Source organism: Salinarchaeum chitinilyticum, assembly GCF_055390775.1.
The window spans coordinates 722,839-740,775 of record NZ_AP043888.1 but is presented as its reverse complement, the minus strand read 5'-3'; the positions used below and the strand labels follow the sequence as shown (position 1 = coordinate 740,775).

The 17,937-nt window shown below is 67.6% G+C and carries 16 protein-coding genes; 13 read left to right on the top strand and 3 right to left on the bottom strand.

Annotation, left to right across the window (positions count from 1 at the left end):
• The first annotated feature begins 58 nt into the window (after nucleotides 1–58).
• Nucleotides 59–1,141, top strand: coding sequence for a site-2 protease family protein (locus tag ACZ5KP_RS03605; protein WP_460919984.1), 1,083 nt, complete (start codon nucleotides 59–61; stop codon nucleotides 1,139–1,141).
• A gap of 217 nt (nucleotides 1,142–1,358) precedes the next feature.
• Here the strand turns inward: ACZ5KP_RS03605 and ACZ5KP_RS03600 are convergent, their stop codons facing one another.
• Nucleotides 1,359–1,949: a 50S ribosomal protein L15e gene (locus tag ACZ5KP_RS03600; protein ID WP_460919982.1), complete on the bottom strand. Its 591-nt coding sequence runs from the start codon at nucleotides 1,947–1,949 to the stop codon at nucleotides 1,359–1,361.
• 593 nt (nucleotides 1,950–2,542) lie between these two features.
• A complete protein-coding gene (locus ACZ5KP_RS03595; RefSeq protein WP_460919980.1) occupies nucleotides 2,543–3,448 on the bottom strand; it encodes a serine/threonine-protein kinase RIO2 in 906 nt (301 codons plus the stop codon).
• A 232-nt stretch (nucleotides 3,449–3,680) separates the two neighbouring features.
• Here ACZ5KP_RS03595 and ACZ5KP_RS03590 point away from each other — a divergent pair, with 232 nt between their 5' ends.
• The 12 genes from ACZ5KP_RS03590 (at nucleotide 3,681) to hmgA (ending at nucleotide 17,192) form a co-directional block, all read left to right on the top strand.
• The gene (locus ACZ5KP_RS03590) at nucleotides 3,681–4,652 is read left to right on the top strand and encodes a VOC family protein (RefSeq protein WP_464761882.1); all 972 of its coding nucleotides are present in this window, start codon (nucleotides 3,681–3,683) and stop codon (nucleotides 4,650–4,652) included.
• Complete coding sequence (locus ACZ5KP_RS03585; RefSeq protein ID WP_460919978.1) at nucleotides 4,649–5,323, top strand: alpha/beta hydrolase; 675 nt, start codon at nucleotides 4,649–4,651, stop codon at nucleotides 5,321–5,323. Before ACZ5KP_RS03590 ends, ACZ5KP_RS03585 begins: the two co-directional genes overlap by 4 nt.
• A gap of 133 nt (nucleotides 5,324–5,456) precedes the next feature.
• A complete protein-coding gene (locus tag ACZ5KP_RS03580) occupies nucleotides 5,457–6,089 on the top strand; it encodes a DsbA family oxidoreductase (protein ID WP_460919976.1) in 633 nt (210 codons plus the stop codon).
• 93 nt (nucleotides 6,090–6,182) lie between these two features.
• The gene (gene hemC, locus ACZ5KP_RS03575) at nucleotides 6,183–7,346 is read left to right on the top strand and encodes a hydroxymethylbilane synthase (protein WP_460919974.1); all 1,164 of its coding nucleotides are present in this window, start codon (nucleotides 6,183–6,185) and stop codon (nucleotides 7,344–7,346) included.
• Nucleotides 7,343–8,251: a uroporphyrinogen-III C-methyltransferase gene (cobA, locus tag ACZ5KP_RS03570; RefSeq protein ID WP_460919972.1), complete on the top strand. Its 909-nt coding sequence runs from the start codon at nucleotides 7,343–7,345 to the stop codon at nucleotides 8,249–8,251. The genes hemC and cobA overlap by 4 nt, the downstream gene beginning before the upstream one ends.
• On the top strand, nucleotides 8,248–9,036 hold the full coding sequence (locus ACZ5KP_RS03565; protein WP_460919970.1) for a uroporphyrinogen-III synthase: 789 nt from the start codon (nucleotides 8,248–8,250) through the stop codon (nucleotides 9,034–9,036). Before cobA ends, ACZ5KP_RS03565 begins: the two co-directional genes overlap by 4 nt.
• A gap of 129 nt (nucleotides 9,037–9,165) precedes the next feature.
• Complete coding sequence (locus ACZ5KP_RS03560) at nucleotides 9,166–10,326, top strand: response regulator (protein WP_460919968.1); 1,161 nt, start codon at nucleotides 9,166–9,168, stop codon at nucleotides 10,324–10,326.
• Nucleotides 10,327–10,498: 172 nt separating this feature from the next.
• The gene (locus tag ACZ5KP_RS03555) at nucleotides 10,499–12,037 is read left to right on the top strand and encodes a DHHA1 domain-containing protein (protein ID WP_460919966.1); all 1,539 of its coding nucleotides are present in this window, start codon (nucleotides 10,499–10,501) and stop codon (nucleotides 12,035–12,037) included.
• A 114-nt stretch (nucleotides 12,038–12,151) separates the two neighbouring features.
• Nucleotides 12,152–14,047 (top strand): sensor histidine kinase, encoded by a 1,896-nt coding sequence (locus ACZ5KP_RS03550; protein ID WP_460919964.1) that lies wholly within the window; start codon nucleotides 12,152–12,154, stop codon nucleotides 14,045–14,047.
• Nucleotides 14,048–14,596: 549 nt separating this feature from the next.
• On the top strand, nucleotides 14,597–14,866 hold the full coding sequence (locus ACZ5KP_RS03545; RefSeq protein ID WP_460919962.1) for a hypothetical protein: 270 nt from the start codon (nucleotides 14,597–14,599) through the stop codon (nucleotides 14,864–14,866).
• 277 nt (nucleotides 14,867–15,143) lie between these two features.
• Nucleotides 15,144–15,692, top strand: a complete 549-nt coding sequence (locus ACZ5KP_RS03540) for a DUF421 domain-containing protein (protein WP_460919960.1) — start codon at nucleotides 15,144–15,146, stop codon at nucleotides 15,690–15,692.
• A 276-nt stretch (nucleotides 15,693–15,968) separates the two neighbouring features.
• Nucleotides 15,969–17,192, top strand: coding sequence for a hydroxymethylglutaryl-CoA reductase (NADPH) (hmgA, locus tag ACZ5KP_RS03535; RefSeq protein WP_460919958.1), 1,224 nt, complete (start codon nucleotides 15,969–15,971; stop codon nucleotides 17,190–17,192).
• A 62-nt stretch (nucleotides 17,193–17,254) separates the two neighbouring features.
• Here hmgA and ACZ5KP_RS03530 read toward each other — a convergent pair whose 3' ends face one another.
• The gene (locus ACZ5KP_RS03530; protein ID WP_460919956.1) at nucleotides 17,255–17,917 is read right to left on the bottom strand and encodes an HTH domain-containing protein; all 663 of its coding nucleotides are present in this window, start codon (nucleotides 17,915–17,917) and stop codon (nucleotides 17,255–17,257) included.
• Nucleotides 17,918–17,937: the final 20 nt, after the last annotated feature.

The window sequence follows — 17,937 nt, the reverse complement described above, 5'->3', positions numbered from 1 at the left end:
AAGCCGTGGTGTTCCGGCGGACCAATCCTTATGGAGCCAACCGGCATACAATCCGTCAATGCGAAGCATCACGCTCGGCCGGATCCTCGGTATTCCGATCCGGATCAACGTCTCCTTGCTCCTCTTCCTCCCGATCCTCGTCTGGTTAATCGCGGGCCAGATCGAGCTCTACGGTGACGTCGTCAACGCGATCTCGCCGACCACCGTCGACGTCGATCCGCTGACGGAGGGATCGAATCCCTGGATCATCGGTGGTGCCGCAGCTGCGGGCCTGTTCGTCGGCGTGTTGCTCCACGAGCTTGGCCACTCCATCGTCGCGATGCGTTATGGCATTCCGATTGCCTCGATCACGCTCTGGATCTTCGGTGGTCTCGCGCGGATGGAGGATCTGCCCGAGGACTGGGGGATCGAGTTCTGGGTGGCGCTTGCCGGGCCCGTGACCAGCGTCGGCGTCGCAGCGGTGTGCTATCTCGCGCTGTTCGCTATCCCTGGATCGGCGCCGGCGATGGTGATCTTCGTCGTCGCCTGGCTGGCGGTGATCAACCTCTCGCTGGCGATCTTCAACATGCTCCCAGCGTTCCCGATGGACGGCGGTCGCATTCTCCGGGCGCTGCTGGCCAGCCGTCGCCCATACGTGGAGGCAACCGCCATCGCCGCCAAGACCGGTCGGTTCTTCGGGGTCGTGATGGTCCTGCTGGGCATCCTCAGCCTCGCACCGCTGCTCGCGATCGTCGGCTTCTTCGTGTACGTCGCCGCATGTGCTGAGTCACGGGTCGTCACGCTCCGTGATCTCCTGAAAGACGTGTCGGCCGGCGATCTCCTCCGGGAGGACGCGATGACGGTATCCGGCGACATGACCGTTCAGAAACTCCTCGAACGCATGCTGTCGGATCGGCGAACGGGCTATCCCGTCGTCGACTCTGACGGCAGTCTCACCGGGCTCGTTTCCCTCGGGGCGCTCCGTTCGGTGCCGACCAAAGACCGCTCGACGACTACCGTCGTGGAGGTCATGACGGAGGACCCACCGACGATCGCTCCCGACACCCCCGCGTTCGAGGTCCTCGAACTGCTGGCGTCGAGTGGAGCGGATCGCGTGGTCGTCCTCGAGGACGGTCGCCTCCGCGGAACGCTCGACAATTAGTCGATCGTCGCGTATATCGACCTCGTCCAGGGGATCGGGCCGATCGCTGACGCTCCGGAGGTTTCCCCTCGGGACGGCTACGCCTGAGCCGGCACCGTCGCTCGGCGAACGGCACGGTTCCGGCTACGAAGGAACTGTGAGTCTGACTTCGACTCTACCCAGCAGCTCGTCGGTGATCGAATTGCCGTCGAAAACGAGTCGGCGGTCGCCGTCGCGATCAGTGGCCGCGGTCGGAGCCCGCCGACGCACTCGGTCGGTTGGACTCCGCGCCCTTGCCGCGGTTCCGGAGTCCGCGGTTGTCGGCGCCAGCACCGGTCTTGCCGCGGAACGCGCGACCGGACTGGGAATCGTCGCAGATCCAGTTGAGGTCGTCGTCGTTTTCGATCGCGGGATGCTCCGGATCGACGAGGACGATTTCATGCCACTTCTGGGAGCCGTCTTCGCCCACCCAGTAGCTGGAGAGGACGCGCAGATTCCGGAACCTCCGGCTCGCGCGCTCCTCGGCGATCCGCTGAATGTTCTTGCGTCGCCCAATGCGGTTGACGCCCTGGCGCTTTGACCGGCGACCGGCTTTGAAGCGCTGCTTGCGGGCGGTCCCCTTCCGGACGGAGACGCGAGCGACGACGATGCCCTGCTTGGCCTTGTAGCCCAGTTGGCGTGCGCGGTCGAGGCGAGTGGGGCGGTCGATGCGGACGATCGCACCCTGGTCGCGCCACTCCTGCTTGCGCTGCCACTGTAGTTCCGCGAGCTTTCCGTCGTCGGGATCGCGCCAGGCGTCCCGGATGTGTGAGTAGAAGCTTCGTGCCATGTGTTCTCCTCGGGCGTTTGGTGGTTCAACCCGTTCGCCGCGAGACCGTCGCAGTCTCGTCGGCTCTCCCGGCGTCCGCGGTCTGCGGGCGCCGGCCAGGGTCACATCCCGGCCCGTCGTGAGACGGGTGCCCGCTGGAGCCCGACTGCCAGCGAGTTGTCCAATGCTCCGGCGTTTCGGCGGTTAAACGCTTCGAATAGTCCTCGCGATGTCGCTGGGTATCTGGTACCGGGGGGGTTCGGCGGTTCGCTCGCCGGCAAGATGCTGTGCCGTTCTGGTAGCTCCCGCTCCGATTCACCGTTCACGTCGGGCGATTCGACGGCCAGCCCCGGCATGAGCGTCGATATCGCGGCCAATGTCATTTGCTATAGCGAAATAGAGTGTAAACGTCGCCGGCCACACGCCAAAATTGTAGCTTATTTGACTGTTCGATACGGGTCGTCGCCGAATATCGCTCGATTCCGGGGAGAAAGCGGACTCTGGAATGCGCCCAACCGCAACTCGGACTTCCGTCGTTCCCATGGCTCACTGGCCGATACGACGGATACTGTCGGCGGAACGAAGCCCGAATCGAAGAAGCGTCTGTGGCCGGGCTACTGCAACCCGCTCACTGCGTCGAACTCGTCAGCACGGATCGTCTCGGCCACCGTGGAGGCGGATACTTCGCCCATGACTCCGGGGTATTTGCGCTCGAAGTACCCGAGCACGTTCTCGATGTCGCGCTCCAGGTACTCTTTGGCATTCTCGTGGTCGGTCGGAATCGACTGGGGCCAGTCGAAGATCGTCACGCCGTCTTCTGCGACGAAGACGTTGTACTCGCTCATGTCGCCGTGGACGTACCCGCACGCGTACGCGGTCTGAATCTCCCGTAACAAGAGGTCGAGCACCCCGAGCACCTGCTCGTCCTCGAGGCGGGTGCGCGAGAGTTCGACGCCGTCCATCTTCGCCATCACGATGGCGTGGCGGTTCTGGTCGATCGGTTGAGGCACCGAGACGTCGGGGTAGAGCGTTTCGAGCGCCTCGTACTCGCGCTCGGCGGCCTTCCGGGCGGTGTAGAGCCAGGAGACGTGGTCGTGATCGGAGGTGTAGTCACGCTCCTTGGCGACCTCCCGGAAGTTCGTCACGCCTTCGCGGTGGTACTTCAACGCGAGCGGTCGGTAGGACTCTACCTCGTACACGTCGCTTTCCTTCCCGACCCCCAGCGACGCGCCGACGCCGGTAATCGACTCGCGTTCCGCGAAAGTGTACAGCGCGAGCGCGTCGTACCCCTCGTAAGTGAGTTTGAACCCCTCGTACTGGATTGTCTTGCGCTCGACCAGCTCGCGGTCCACGCATCGCTCGAGACGGTAGTCGACGTTCTCGGTGGTGAGCCCGGAGAACTCCGGCAGCTTGTTCCGGGCAACCCACTCCGAGAAACGCATGCCGTGCTCGACGCCCGAGAGCAGGTGGACGTCCTCGGGTTCGAGCTCGGCGACGATCCCGGCGACGTTCTGGACCATGGGGTAAGGTCGCGTTCGGCGGGGAAAAGCCCCTTGCGTCAGGTCTCCCGGTGGTTTCTTTAAGTATTGTATCGAATACCGCGATATCAATTTCTTCTAGTACCTTGCTCGACGGGCGGCCTCCGGAACCCGTCGTAGGCCGGTGTACTCCCCGGTAACGGTGGCGTTACGTACTGACGCCCACGTCCGCGAGCGTTTAAGCCGGTCCGCCACCCAGTTCGACACAGCATCCGTGATCGGCGATCACTCACTGGCCGAACTCGAGGATACGCCCGGAATCCACCACGTCACCGGCATCGTCAGGGACGCCCAGGCGAACGTCGAGTGGTACGCGGACCTCCTTGGGTTGCGACTCTGCAAGCACACGGTGAACTTCGAGGCGCAGTTTACCCGTCACCTGTTCTACGGCGACGAGACGGGCAGTCCCGGCACTGCACTCACCTTCTTCCCATATCCTGCGGAGGAAGACGGGCGGGCGGGGGCGCCACAGATCACGACGGCGTCGCTCGTGATCCCGCCGGGGTCGATCGAGTTCTGGCGGGATCGACTCGCCGAGCGTGGCGTGGCCGTCGAGGGGCCGCTGGAACGGTTCGACGAGACGGTCCTGCGCTTCTGCGATCCCGACGGCACGCAACTGGAGCTCGTCACTGGCGAATCGTCCGTCGAGCCGTGGGCGGGCGGTCCGATTCCGGCACGCCACGCCGTTCGGGGCATTCACAGCGTCACGCTGCTCCCGTCGGATCCCTACCAGACAGCGAGCCTGCTGGAGACGCTTGGCTTCGACCTCGTCGATCAGGCGGGTGATCGAGTGCGGTATCGGGCTGCCGGCGATCGAGCGACGGTCGTCGACCTCCTCGACCGCGACGCCAGGTTCGGCCGGGAGGGCGCTGGATCGCTCCACCACGTCGCGATGCGTGTGTCCGACGTCGAGCAGCTCTACAGCTGGCACGACCTCTTCCGGGAGCGCGGGTACGACGTGTCCCGCGTGACCGACCGTCACTTCTTCCATTCGCTGTACGTCCGCGAACCGGGCGGGATCCTGTTCGAGCTCGCGACCGAGTCGCCGGGACTGACTGCCGACACGTCGGCAGGGGACCTCGGCGGGTCGCTGTACCTGCCGCCGTGGCTCGAGGAAGACCGCGACCTGATCGAGGAGCAGCTACCTCCGCTCGACGTTTCGGCCGTCAGGGGAGCCGGCCGATGAGCGGACCGACGTCGTCGTCCGATCCGGGCGACGAAGCCGATCCCGACCCGCACGCGGGCCAGCCCATCGAGACGGCCGGCGCACCACCACGAGCGGCCGAGGCTGCCGTCGTTATGCTCCACGGCCGCGGCGCGAGCGCCCGGGGTATCCTCGGGTTCGTGGACGACATCTACCGGCATGGCGTCACTTACGTCGCCCCTCAGGCTGCCAGGAGCACCTGGTATCCCCGGTCGGGATCGGTGGCGATCGGTGAAAACGAACCGTGGATCACCTCCGCGCTCGGGCAGGTGAACCGGGCGATCGAAATGGCCGATGCGGCCGGAGTACCGGCCGAGCGAACCGTACTGTTCGGGTTCTCACAGGGCGGCTGTCTCGCCGCCGAGTACGTCGCTCGACGTCCGCAGCGCTATGGCGGCCTCGCCGTCCTCTCGGGGAGTCTGTTGGGTCCGGAGCCGGGGGCCGAGAGGCGTGGATCGACCGACGGCACGCCGGTGTTTCTGGGGTACGGCACCGAGGATCCATACGTCGACGGCGAGCGCGTCCGGAACACGGCCGCCGTCTTCGAAGCGCTCGACGGCGAGGTCGACTGCAGGCGCTACGACGATCTCGGGCACGCGATCAACGAGGACGAACTCGAGCGCGTCGTCGAGTTGCTCGATCGGCTCGTCTGAGTACTCGATCGGCTTGTCCGAGTACCGGTTCGCCTGGTCCGGGACGCAACGGAGACCGACGAACGCTACTCGCTGGATGGCCGCCCCTTCCGCGACCCGGGGTCCTTTCAGCGTTCGGTGCCATTCCTTCCACATGTCCACCGATCCCGAGAAGATCACCGTCTACGCCGACTACGTCTGCCCGTTCTGTTACCTCGGCAGGGAATCGCTGGAGGCGTACCGATCGCAGCGCGAGGAGGCGCTGGCCATCGAGTGGCACCCCTTCGACCTCCGGGCGCAGAAGCGCGGCCCCGACGGCGAGATCGACCACTCCGTCGACGACGGCAAGGACGAGGAGTACTTCGAGCAGGCCCGTCAGAACGTCGAGCGGCTCCAGGAGCGCTACGGCGCCGACGAGATGCTCGGCATGGACGAGGTCGAGGACGTCGACTCCCTCGACGCCCAGGTCGCCTCCCACTACGTCCAGACCGAACACCCCGACGCGTGGGAGGCCTTCGACGAGGCGATCTACGAGGCGCACTGGGAGGAGGGCCGCGACATCGGCGACGTCGAGGTACTCGCGGAACTCGCCGAGTCGGTCGGGATCGACGGCGACGAGGTCCGGACGGCCGTCGAGGACGAGGATCGTCGCGAGCGCGTCGGTGAGGCGTTCGACGACGCCCGGCAGGTCGGGATCACCGGCGTTCCGACGTTCGTCTACGACGATTACGCGGCGCGCGGCGCCGTTCCGCCCGAACAGCTGGAACGACTCGTCGAGGGGAACTGATCGGCCACCCAGGGCGGACGAGATTCACCCGGCACGGACGGCGACCGCCCGCCGAACGCGGCGCTTTTCCCCCTCCGACTCGCACCACCAGCCATGACTTCCACGCCACCGATCCGGCTGGCGACGCGAGGCTCCGAACTCGCACGAATCCAGGCCGGCTCGGTGCAGGACGCGCTCGAGCGGCGCCGTCGCGACGCGGAGCTGGTCACCGTCGAGACGACGGGCGACCGGGTTCGCGACGAGCTGATCCACCGGCTCGGCAAGACCGGCGCGTTCGTCCGTGCCCTCGACGAGCAGGTGCTCGACGGCGACGCCGACGCCGCGGTGCACTCGATGAAGGACGTGCCCACGGAGAGCCCCGACGACCTCGTCGTCGCGGCGGTTCCCGAGCGCGCCCAGGCGGGTGACGTACTCGTCACGCCGGACGGCCGGACGCTCCGGGACCTCCCCCGGGAAGCGACTGTTGGGACATCGAGTCTCCGGCGGGGTGCACAGCTCCAGGCCGAGCGGCCCGATCTCGAGATCGAGCCGCTGCGCGGGAACGTGGACACTCGCGTCGAGAAGCTGCTCGCACCGTCGCTGCAGGCCGAACGCGACCGCCGGGGCGAGGCCGCTCGCGAGGACGCCGACGATTCGGGCGCCGTCCAGGCGCCCGAGGCGACGCCCGCTGCCGAGGCGGCTATCGCCGAGTGGCGCGAGGGGCTCGACGACGTGGAGCGCCGCGCGCTCGACCGCGAGGTCGAGACCGAGTACGACGCGATCGTCCTCGCCGCTGCCGGGCTCGAACGGGTCGGGCTCCTCGAGGACCTCGCCGTCCAGCACCTTCCACAGAACGACTTCGTGCCGGCACCGGGCCAGGGTGCGCTCGCGATCACGGCCGCTGCCGACAGCGAGATCGTCGATCTGCTGCGGACGATCCTCGACCACAGACCCACGCGCATCGCGACGACGGTCGAGCGCACCGTTCTCGCGGAGCTCGGAGGCGGCTGCGTCGCCCCCCTCGGCGTCCACGCGAGTCTGCAGGGCCGTCACGTCCACGTCAGGGTCGCGGCCTTCAGCAGGGACGGCAGCGAGTCCGTCGAGCTGACGCGGGATCTTCCTGCGGAGACCTACGCGTCGGCGGCCCGGTCCTTCGCACGGGAGGTCGCCGACGCCGGCGCTGCGGAGCTGATCGAGGCCGCGAAGCGCGAGGAGGGCGAACCCGGCGTCGAGACCGCCGAGGACGGTGCCGCGAGTGCGACGGGTGATGAGACGTGAGTGAGGAGAACTCCGGTGCTGGTGGGGACGGAGATTCCGGTGGTGCCGAGGATGAAGAGCCCAGTGCTGCGGGAGGTGAGAGCGGGGGAACGGTCTACCTCGTCGGCAGCGGCCCGGGCGATCCGGAGCTGCTCACCGTTCGGGCCCGTCGGCTACTCGACGCCGCGGACGTCGTCCTCCACGACAAGCTCCCCGGCCCGGAGATCATCGAGACGATTCCGGCCGACAGGCGCGAAGACGTCGGCAAGCGCGCCGGCGGCGAACGGACGCCACAGTCCGCGATCAACGAACGTCTCGTCGAGCTGGCGCGAGCGGGAAACGACGTCGTCCGACTGAAGGGCGGCGATCCGTTCGTGTTCGGGCGTGGTGGCGAGGAGCTGCAGTATCTCGCCGAGCACGGCGTCCCAGTCGAGGTCGTCCCCGGAGTCACGTCGCCGATCGGCGGCCCGGCCGTTGCGGGGATCCCCGCGACCCATAGGGAGCACGCGTCCTCGGTGACGCTTGTCACCGGACACGAAGATCCGACGAAGGCGGAGTCCGCGGTCGACTGGGAGGCGCTGGCCGCGACCGGCGGGACGCTCGTCGTGTTGATGGGCGTCGGCAAGCTCCCGGAGTACGTCGCGGCCCTGCGTGACGCCGGCATGGACGCCGACACCCCCGTCGCGCTGGTCGAGCGCGCGACCTGGCCGGACCAGCAGGTGGCGACCGGGACGCTCGCGACGATCGAGGCCGTCCGGGACGACGTCGGCATCGAACCGCCCGCGGTGACGGTGATTGGCGAGGTCGCTGCGACGCGCGAGCAGGTTCTCAACGTGCTTGAATCGCCGTACGGCGACGGAGGAGCGTCGGTGGCTGGGGCTGGGTCGGCTCCGGCAGGGGAGTCCGACGGAGGCGCTACGGAATGACCGACGACCGACCGTCTGTCGCGGTGTTCCGCCCCGACGACGGGCGCCTGGAGGCGGCAGTGTCGGCGCTCGCCGACGCCGGCGTCGAGCCGGTCGCCGATCCGATGCTCGCCGTCGACCCGACCGACGCGACGCCCGAGCGCGACGCCGACGTCGTGGTCTTCACGAGCAAGACCGGCGTCGAACTCGTCGCCGAGGCCGGCTGGACGCCCGCGGATGCGACGACCGTCTCCGCGATCGGTGCAGCGACTGCGGACGCCCTCCGGTCGGCCGACTACGCTGTCGACGTCGTACCCGAGGAGTACTCATCGCGGGGGCTCGTCGACGCGCTCGAGCCGCGAATCGAGGGCGGCGGTGACGCCGGATCCGTGCCCAACGAAGCCGTCGATCGGGGGCCCGCAACGAGCGTCGAAGTCGCTCGCTCGGATCACGGCAGCGACGTGCTCCTCGACGGACTGCGGGCGGCCGGCGCGGCCGTCCACGAGACCGTACTCTACGAACTCCGGCGCCCGCAGGACGCCGGCGACTCGACGGAGCTGGCTGCGGCGGGCGAACTCGATGGGGTCTGTTTCACCTCCTCGTTGACCGTCGAACACTTCTTCGAGGCGGCGACCGAACGCGGCGTCGAAGCAGCCGCTCGGCAGGGGCTGGAAGACGCGGTGGTGGGCGTGATCGGCGAGCCGACGGCGGCGACCGCTCGCGAACGCGGGCTCGACGTCGACGTGGTACCAGCGTCGGCGGACGTCGACGAGCTGATCGCGGACGTCGTCGACGCCATCGAGTGACGCCATTGGCGGGCCAGATCGCAGCGGCCAGGAGCACCGCCACGCGTGCTCGACACCGTCCGTCGCTGTCGAGCATCCCTGTCTATCCGGCCACCGAGTTTTTTACGACCGGCTCCTATAGCACAGGGGATGAGTAGCGCTGCCGGCGCGAACGCGGACGGTACGGCCGCCCCGGCCGTCCTGCACGTCGACGACGAGGAAGGGCTCGTCGACCTCGCGGCGACGTTCCTCGAGCGCGAGGGGCTCTCGGTCACGACCGCGACCGACGCCGAGACCGGACTGGCACTCCTGTCCGAGGACTCGTTCGACGCCGTCGTCAGCGACTACGACATGCCCGGCACCGACGGTCTGGAGTTCCTCGCGGCCGTTCGCGAGGACTACCCGGATCTTCCCTTCATCCTCTTCACGGGCAAGGGCAGCGAGGAGATCGCCAGTGAGGCGATCTCCCGGGGTGTCACGGACTACCTCCAGAAGGAGACCGGCACTGACCAGTACGCCGTGCTCGCCAACCGCATCGAGGAGTCGGTCCGCCGCTATCGGGCGGAGAGCGAGCTCGCGGAGGCTCGGCGCCGGTACGAGACGCTGCTGGCGAACCTCCCCGGGATGGCCTACCGGTGTACGATCACCGAAGGCTGGCCGATGTCCTTCGTCAGCGAGGGCTGTCGCGACCTCACCGGCTACGATCCGGAGGCGCTCACCAGCGCAGAGGTCGACTGGGAGTCCCAGGTCATCGTCGCCGAAGACCGTGACGCCACGCGCCGCGCCGTCGAGACCGCGATCGAGAACGACGAACCCTTCGAAGTCACCTACCGAATCGTCCGCGCGGACGGCGAACGCCGGACGGTCTGGGAGCAGGGCCGAGCGATCGACGCCGTGGACGTTGCCGACGCCGACGACGCCGTGCTCGAGGGGTTCATCACCGACGTCACGGAACGCGAACGCAACGAACAGGCGCTTCGAACGGTCTCGGCCACCCAGCGAGCGGTCCTCCAGCGGGTCACCGACGGCGTCGTCCTGATCGACCCCGACGAGGGAACGATCATCGATACCAACGCCGCCGCGGCCGAGCTCACCGGCTACGACGAGTGCGACATGCAGTCGGTCGATCCCGCGACCCTGCTCGCTCCAGCCGACCGGGGCGTCGAGTCACTTCTCGAGGCCGACACCGTCGACCGCCAGCTTACACTGGCCGGTCCCGACGGTGCCCACGTCGATCTGGCCGTCAGCGGCTGCTCGCTGACCTTCGCGGGCCACCGGCGGCTCGTTCTCGTGCTCTCGCCGCCGGTGTGAGCGAGGAGCACGGCGAGTTAGAACCGTCGGGCGGGAAGGCTTCCGGGCGCGGTCGCGGTCCAGCTACTGCTCACGGGCCAGTTTGCACGACTCCGTCGTCGACTCTCACAGGCGGATCCTGGCTCTCTCGGACCACACCTTTAACGTCCAGACCGGCGCAATCGGTGGGTAGATGAACGCGCCGATCCCGGCGCTGGCCGAGCGGGCGGACCGCGCCGCCGCCCGGCTCGCCGACGCCGAGCACGTGCTGCTGGTCTCACACGCGGACGCGGACGGACTCACCAGCGCGGCGATCGGTGCGGCGGCGCTCGACCGGGCGGCGATCCCTCACGACGTCGTCTTCGAGGATCAGCTCGACGACGACGCGCTCGAACGGCTCGCGGCGGACGTCGCGGACGTCCTCCTGCTGACCGACTTCGGGAGCGGACAGCTCGACGGGATCTACGCCCACTGCGATCCCGAAGCGACGGTCGTCGCGGACCACCACCAGCCGCTGGCGCCCGACGCCGTGCCCGCGGACGCTCGCCAGGTGACGCCGCCGAACGACGAAGCGAACGCCGACTCCGGTCGTAGCTACGCCGACGCGCCCTACCACGTGAATCCGCTGCTGGTCGGACTCGATGGCGCCCGCGAGTGCTCCGGTGCGGGAGCGATCTACGCGATCGCGCGGGCGCTGGCCGAACAGCGTCCCGCCGAGGAGCTCGCCCCCGAGCAGGCTATCCAGCCCGGAAGCGACCCGGATCCACGGAACCGCGATCTCGCCGCGCTCGCCATCGTCGGTGCCGTCGGCGACCGCCAGCAAGAGGCGGGCGAACTCGTCGGCGCCAACGTCGCCATCGCGGCGGAGGGCGAGGCCGTCGGCGTCCTCGAAATCGAGACGGATCTCGCGGTCTACGGAACGCAGACGAAGCCGCTTCCACAGCTGCTCGCTCACGCGGAAGAGATCCGCGTCCCTGGCGTCGCGACGGACCAGCACGCCGCCGCACGATTCCTCGACGAACTCGATCTCGATCTCCGCGAGGACGGCGAGTGGCGCAGGTGGGCGGAGCTCGGTGGCGCCGAACGCCAAACGGTCACCAGTGCGCTCTGTCGGCGTGCGATCCAGCGCGGCGTCCCCGCCGATCGGATCGACGAGATGGTCGGGACGACGTACACCCTCGCTGGCGAGGCGACCGCGACGCAGCTCCGGGACGCCAGCGAGTTCGCGACGCTCCTCAACGCGACCGCTCGCTACGAGCAATCGGCCGTCGGTCTCGCCGTCTGCCTCGGCGATCGCGACGGCGCGCTCGCCGACGCGACGGACCTCCTCGCCGAGCACCGGCGAAACCTCTCGCGGGGCGTCCGCTGGGTGGAGGACCAGGGCGTCACGGTCGAATCGCACTGTCAGTGGTTCGACGCCGGAACCGATATCCCGGCGACCATCGTCGGCATCGTGGCTGGAATGGCCGTCGGTGCCGATGGCGTGGATCCGTCGATTCCGATCGTAGCCTTCGCGGACGACGACGGCGAGGTGAAGGTCTCCGCACGGGCGACCGGCGGCCTGGTCCGCCGGGGCGTCGACCTCTCGGTGGCGATGGCGGAGGCCGCAGACGCGGTCGGGGGCAGTGGTGGCGGCCACACCGTCGCAGCGGGAGCGACGATTCCGAAGGGGGAGGCGGCGACGTTCGTGGAGACCGTCGACGCGGTGCTCGGCGAGCAGCTGGAGGGCTGAGCAGGAATACGCCACTGGCTGTCGCAGCTGGTTTGTTCTACCCGTTCTGCCGGTTCCTCGAAGGGTATCCGGGCCAAAACCACTTTCCATGCCGATCGAGTATTTATTGCCGTAATGCCGAGCGTGAAAGCGCTCCTGGTCGGCGTCGATGTGGACGTTAGTGTCGATCTGGAGGGGGTGGGGGTCGTCGTCGATCACGTCGGGTCGACCGACGAGGTCCCCGAACGGCTGGCGGGCGCTTCCAACGCTCAATTTTCCGCTACCGACGCTGCCGACGTCGATGCAGCCGACACTGGCGCTGTCGACACCGACGACCGCCAGGACCCGGTTCACTGCGTCGTGGGGCACGTCGATGGCCCTGGGGATCCAGCCTTCGAACTCCCCGGGGTCGTCCACGAATTCGACGGATCCCTCCCGGTGGTGCTCTTCGGCGACGAGCCGCTTTCGGCCGTCGCGGCGGACGTCCTCGCTGCAGACGCCGAGACGTACGTCGAGGTTGGTGGTGCTGGTGGCAGTGGAGCCGATGACGGCGACTACTCCGCACTTGCAACTGCAATCGAGGACGCCGCCACGACCTACCGACAGCGGCTCGATCGGACGCGAACCCACACTGATCTACCCGATGCCGGTTTCGTCGTTCGCGAGGGTGTGATCGCCGCAGCGAGTCAGGACCTGGAGGCGGTCTTCGGCGTCGAGGAGGCAGTGGATCGTTCACCGGCCGAACTCGTCGCACCGGACGATCGGGAGGCGATCGGCGCAGCACTCGCGTCGGCCGACGCCACAACCCAGGAGCTTCGTATCGCACCGGCGATCGACGGCCGGCGAACCGTCGAACTACGGCTGCGTCGCTCGCCCGCCGACGGCGCCGTCGTTGGTCGGGCTCGGGACGTGACCGACGAGGCCAACGAGCGGTCGAGGCTCTCCGAGGCCGCCGAACAGCTCGATTCCTTGCTCCAGCACGTCCCGATGTCGATTTACTTCAAGGACCATCTCGGGCGCCACGAGCGCGTCAGCGACTTCATCACTCACAACGACCCCCGGAACTACATCATGAACGACGAGGGGAAGGTCCATCCCCACCCCGACGACGTCGTCGGAAAGACTGACTTCGACCTCTACTCCCCCGGTTTCGCGGAGAAGACTTACGCGGACGACATGGAGGTCGTCGAGGAGGAAGAACACGTCGTGTCGAGAATCGAGTCGGGGACCACCAGTCTGGGGGAAGACCACTTCACCTCGACGACGAAAGTTCCTCGTTACGACGAGAACGACGAGGTCATCGGGCTGGTCGGGGTAACGGTGGACGTCACCGAGCGAGTTACTCACAGGAAGGAACTCGAGCGCCAGAACGAGCGGCTCAACGAGTTCGCGGAGGTGCTGACACACGACCTCCGGAACCCACTCAACATCGCCAACGGCTACCTCGATCTGCTGGAAGAGGGGTACGATGAGCAGGCGATCGACGAGACGAGCGACGCGCTCGAACGGATGGAGTCCCTGATCGAGGAGATCAGAGCGTTCGTCCTCGAGGGCCGGCTCGTCGAAGAGCCCGAGGCCGTCGACCTCCGCGCCGCTGCCCAGGAGGCCTGGTCGACCGTCGAGACTGCCGAGGCGACGCTTGAAATCGACGGCGATCTGGAGCTCAGAGCCGACGCGTCCCGGCTGCGTCGACTCCTCGAGAATCTATTTCGGAACGCGCTCGAGCATGGCACCCCTGCGGACCCGACCGACGCAGGAGACCCGCTAGCGATCCGCGTCGTTGCCGGTCACAACGAGTTCGTCGTCGAGGACGATGGCGTCGGGATCCCCGAGGATCTCGTCGAGGACGTGTTCGAACGAGGCTACACCTCCGACGAGGACGGCACAGGCTTCGGACTCGCCATCGTCAAAAATATCGCGGAGGCACACGGATGGACCGTCGTTGCGGAGGCGAGCCAGCGGGGCGGGGCTCGATTCGTATTCTCTGACGTCGTACGTGCTCAGCGCGATCTCGGGCGGACGATCGCCTGAGCGTCGGTCGAAGGGTAGCGTGCAGCGGTTTTCTGGTTCGTCGCGTTTTCCACTCGCTCGCGCCGTCTATTTTCTCCAGCTCATTTGCCGCTCTCGATATTCGGCGGTTCGTGGCCCAGAACGGGACGATCGCTTCGCCGTCTGGTGATTCTTTGGCCGTTCTATGCTGGCTCTAGAGGGAACACGTGACGCTCATTGGACGACATAAACTCTCATTCGCGATATAAAATTCTGGCCTGTTCCCGCGGCTCGTCCCGTCGTTCAGTGACGCGACGACGCCGAGAGTGGGCGATAACGGGCTTCTAGGGGCGATTTCGGACGCCGCTGCCAGATCACCAGCAAAAGCAACTTCCCAACTGATGCGGAATCGTACGTGGGCTACCATGTCGTCGACCAGGCGGAGCTTCCCCGCCGAACCAGATCGTCCCTCGGAGATGCGCTACGTCGGCGAGGCAGCAGGTCTCGACCACCTCGGCCTGCGGACCTATCGGGTCGAACCTGGCGAGGATCCAGCTCTCGGGGCTACACTACCACGACGAACAGGAGGAGGTGTTCTACGTACTCACGGGCACGCTCGTCGTCGAGATACGAGCGGACTACGAGGTCCCACCGTGCCAGTTCTTCGTCGCGGAGCCGGGCAGTCCTCACCGGGCTCATGTTCCTGCCGACGCCGACCGTGCAGTGACCACGCTCGGGATGGTGCACCGCCACAGAGCAACGGGCATTCGGACGAACGGTCGGAGTAACGTCGATCGCTGGAGTCCGATCGGTGGATGTCCCTTGGACGTCGTCGTCGTCCTTCGTCTCTGGTCTTCGTAAGCCGCTGCTAACAATTTCGTCGCCAACACTCTTCGGCGGTATGCGTAGCCGGGATCGCTCAGCCCCGTACGTCGTGGTCGCTGGATGATCACCGTCCCGATCGGACTCGGAATCGGTCTTCTCGTCCTGGCGGTCGTCGACCTGTTCTGGACGACGCTCTGGGTGGACGGTGGCGTCGGTCCCGCGCTGGTGCGTCAGCCGAGTGGTATCCGGCGGGGGTGCCGACGGACCAGTGCGCCAGGTGGAGGATCCCGATGAGGCCAGATGGAGGCTTCCAATGAGCAACGTCACCTACGCGTTCGACGGTTGGGCACCGGTGATCCGTACGATCGTCGTCGGGGTGGCGATCTACGTCACGCTCGTCGTCTCGCTGCGGATCTCGGGGAGTCGAACGCTGGCGAAGATGAACGCGTTCGACTTCATCGTCACCATCGCGATCGGCTCCGTCTTCGGGAGCGCGCTCCTGACGACGGCGGTTTCGATCGTCCAGGCGGCAGCTGCGCTCGTCCTGTTGTTGACGATGCAGCTCCTCGTCGGACTGGGCCAGGAGCGGTGGTCCTGGTTCGAGTGGGCCGTCACGAACCCGCCGACGATGCTCTACTACCGCGGCGAGTACCACGAGAAACAGATGCGACGCCACCGCATGACGGAGGCCGATCTCAGGGCCGCGGTTCGGATGGAACAGTCCGGCTCCTTCGAGGACGTGGACGCGATCGTGCTGGAGACGGGTGGGGACGTATCGGTGATCACGACGCTCGGCGACGAGTCCGCGATGGGTGATCTACCGCCGGACGAACCGGATGAGGGCTTCGACCCGGCAGGCTAGCGGAGCGATGAGTTCGCTCCCGCCCCACGCTGTCGGCGGCTACCCGTCCGCAGCCGTCCGAACTGGAGCCGCCTCGTCCGCTGCCGTCTCGTCTGCAGTAGCCTCGTCCGCTGCCGCCTATTCGTAACCGCGCTACCCCAGCCGCCCGTCCGCATCCGCCTCGTTCGTCGACGTTGGCCCGCTTCGTTGCCTGCATCGGCGTTCGTGCGATCCCAACCGGTCCGAATCGATCCCCGAAGAGCAACCCTTAGGCCCCGGGCCGCCGACGACTCGGCCATGACAGACGCCCAGGCCCTCGCCGATCGCGTCACTGAGGGCGAGCTCCGGCTCCACGAACTCGAGGAGCATGCCGACGCCGACACCGCCGCGGCGGCCCGCCGGCTGGTGATCGAGGCCGAGACCGGCGCCGAACTCGACGTCGTCGGCGAGTACGCCTTCCCTGCTGCCGAGGCCGAGTCGAACGTCGAGAACATGCTCGGCGCCGCACAGCTGCCGATGGGCGTCGTCGGCCCACTCGCCGTGAACGGCGGCACCGCCGAAACAGGGGGATCGGACGACCACTACCTCCCGCTCGCGACGACGGAGGGCGCGTTGATCGCGTCGGTCAACCGCGGCGCCACCGTGATCACCGAATCGGGCGGCGCGGACGCCCGCGTCGTCGAGACCGGGATGACGCGCGCGCCCGTCTTCCGCGTCGCGGGGATCACCGAGGCCGAGCAGGTCGTCGAGTGGGTCGGCGAGCACGAGGACGCCCTCCGCGAGGCTGCCGAATCGACGACCAGCCACGGCGAACTGCTCACCGTGGATCCTTACGTCGTCGGTGACTCCGTCTTCTTGCGATTTTCCTACGACACGAAGGACGCGATGGGAATGAACATGGCCACGATCGCGACGCGGGAGGCTGCCGCCCTGGTTGAGGAGGAGACGCCGGCCGATCTCGTCGCGCTCTCGGGGAACCTCTGTTCGGACAAGAAGCCGGCGGCGATCAACGCGATCGAGGGTCGCGGCCGGACGGTCGTCGCGGACGTGACGGTCTCCGCGGACGTCGTCGAGGAGCGCCTCGGCACGACGCCGGCCGCGATCGAGGAGGCGAACACGCGAAAGAACCTGATCGGCTCCGCGAAAGCCGGTGCGCTCGGGTTCAACGCTCACGCGGCGAACGTCGTCGCCGCGGCCTTCCTCGCGACGGGCCAGGACGCCGCCCAGGTCGTCGAGGGCTCGAACGCGATCACGACGATCGAGGACCGCGGCGAGGAACTGTACGCGAGCGTTTCGATCGCGAGCCTCGAGGTCGGCACCGTCGGCGGCGGCACGACGCTCCCGACGCAGTCCGAAGCGCTCGACGTGCTCGGCTTCGGTGGCGGCGGCGACCCGCCGGGGAGCAATGCCGACGCGCTCGCGGAGGTCATCGCTGCCGGCGCGCTGGCCGGCGAGCTATCTTTGCTCGCGGCGCTGGCGTCGCGGCATCTCTCCTCGGCGCACGAAGAGCTCGGTCGGTAGGAACGTACCTACGGCTCCGATCGACCGACGCGCAGCCGACCGGATCGCATTGGCTGGTCCGATCAGACCGCGAGCGGCCGCTCGATCCCGACGTACCACTCACAGTCCGGGCAGTTGAGGAGTCCCTGAACGTTGATCGGGCGGCCGCCGCAGTCCGGACAGCGATCCTTCGATCCCTGATTGGCGGTGGGTTCTTCGACCGTGCGGTTCGTGGATGCACGCCATCCGCCGTCGCTGGCAGTGCTGCTCTCGGGTGTTTCTGCGACGGCGGTCGGACGGAGCGGTCCCGGAAGCGAGCCGGTTCGGAGCGCTGCGATGACTTCCGGGACGGTGTGGGTCGTCTCGTCGTCGGTGTGGGGAAACACGCCGACGAGCTGGTCGCCGTCGTAACAGGCGAGGCAGATCGACGGCGTGACGAGACGCTCGACGGTTCGATCCGAGGCGAGGGAGGTCGTCTCCCGCGTCTGGAACGCCGGCGCGAGGCTGACGCCGGCGGCGTCGGCCCAGCGCTCGAAGCGCTCGTACTGTTCGAGGACTTCCGGGTGTGGCGTGTCCTCGACGAGCGCGACGTCGCCAGGCCAGCTCCGCAGGAGGAGACTGTCGATACGGTTCTCGTGCTCGGCGGTACGGAGGGTCGCTACCTTCGCGTCGATCGGGTCGAGGATCAGTGCTGGACGGACGTGACAGGCGATCGTGAGATCTGGAGGGGTAGGCTCGGAAGGCATTGGGTCACCCGGCAATCGAG

What these genes read in the sequence shown, in the direction of transcription:
- ACZ5KP_RS03600 (WP_460919982.1), bottom strand. Translation starts at nt 1,949, where the DNA reads ATGGCACGAAGCTTCTACTCACACATCCGGGACGCCTGGCGCGATCCC.
- ACZ5KP_RS03605 (WP_460919984.1), top strand. Translation starts at nt 59, where the DNA reads ATGCGAAGCATCACGCTCGGCCGGATCCTCGGTATTCCGATCCGGATC.
- ACZ5KP_RS03560 (WP_460919968.1), top strand. Translation starts at nt 9,166, where the DNA reads ATGAGTAGCGCTGCCGGCGCGAACGCGGACGGTACGGCCGCCCCGGCC.
- ACZ5KP_RS03580 (WP_460919976.1), top strand. Translation starts at nt 5,457, where the DNA reads ATGTCCACCGATCCCGAGAAGATCACCGTCTACGCCGACTACGTCTGC.
- ACZ5KP_RS03540 (WP_460919960.1), top strand. Translation starts at nt 15,144, where the DNA reads ATGAGCAACGTCACCTACGCGTTCGACGGTTGGGCACCGGTGATCCGT.
- ACZ5KP_RS03550 (WP_460919964.1), top strand. Translation starts at nt 12,152, where the DNA reads ATGCCGAGCGTGAAAGCGCTCCTGGTCGGCGTCGATGTGGACGTTAGT.
- hmgA (WP_460919958.1), top strand. Translation starts at nt 15,969, where the DNA reads ATGACAGACGCCCAGGCCCTCGCCGATCGCGTCACTGAGGGCGAGCTC.
- hemC (WP_460919974.1), top strand. Translation starts at nt 6,183, where the DNA reads ATGACTTCCACGCCACCGATCCGGCTGGCGACGCGAGGCTCCGAACTC.
- ACZ5KP_RS03530 (WP_460919956.1), bottom strand. Translation starts at nt 17,917, where the DNA reads ATGCCTTCCGAGCCTACCCCTCCAGATCTCACGATCGCCTGTCACGTC.
- ACZ5KP_RS03565 (WP_460919970.1), top strand. Translation starts at nt 8,248, where the DNA reads ATGACCGACGACCGACCGTCTGTCGCGGTGTTCCGCCCCGACGACGGG.
- ACZ5KP_RS03595 (WP_460919980.1), bottom strand. Translation starts at nt 3,448, where the DNA reads ATGGTCCAGAACGTCGCCGGGATCGTCGCCGAGCTCGAACCCGAGGAC.
- ACZ5KP_RS03555 (WP_460919966.1), top strand. Translation starts at nt 10,499, where the DNA reads ATGAACGCGCCGATCCCGGCGCTGGCCGAGCGGGCGGACCGCGCCGCC.
- ACZ5KP_RS03585 (WP_460919978.1), top strand. Translation starts at nt 4,649, where the DNA reads ATGAGCGGACCGACGTCGTCGTCCGATCCGGGCGACGAAGCCGATCCC.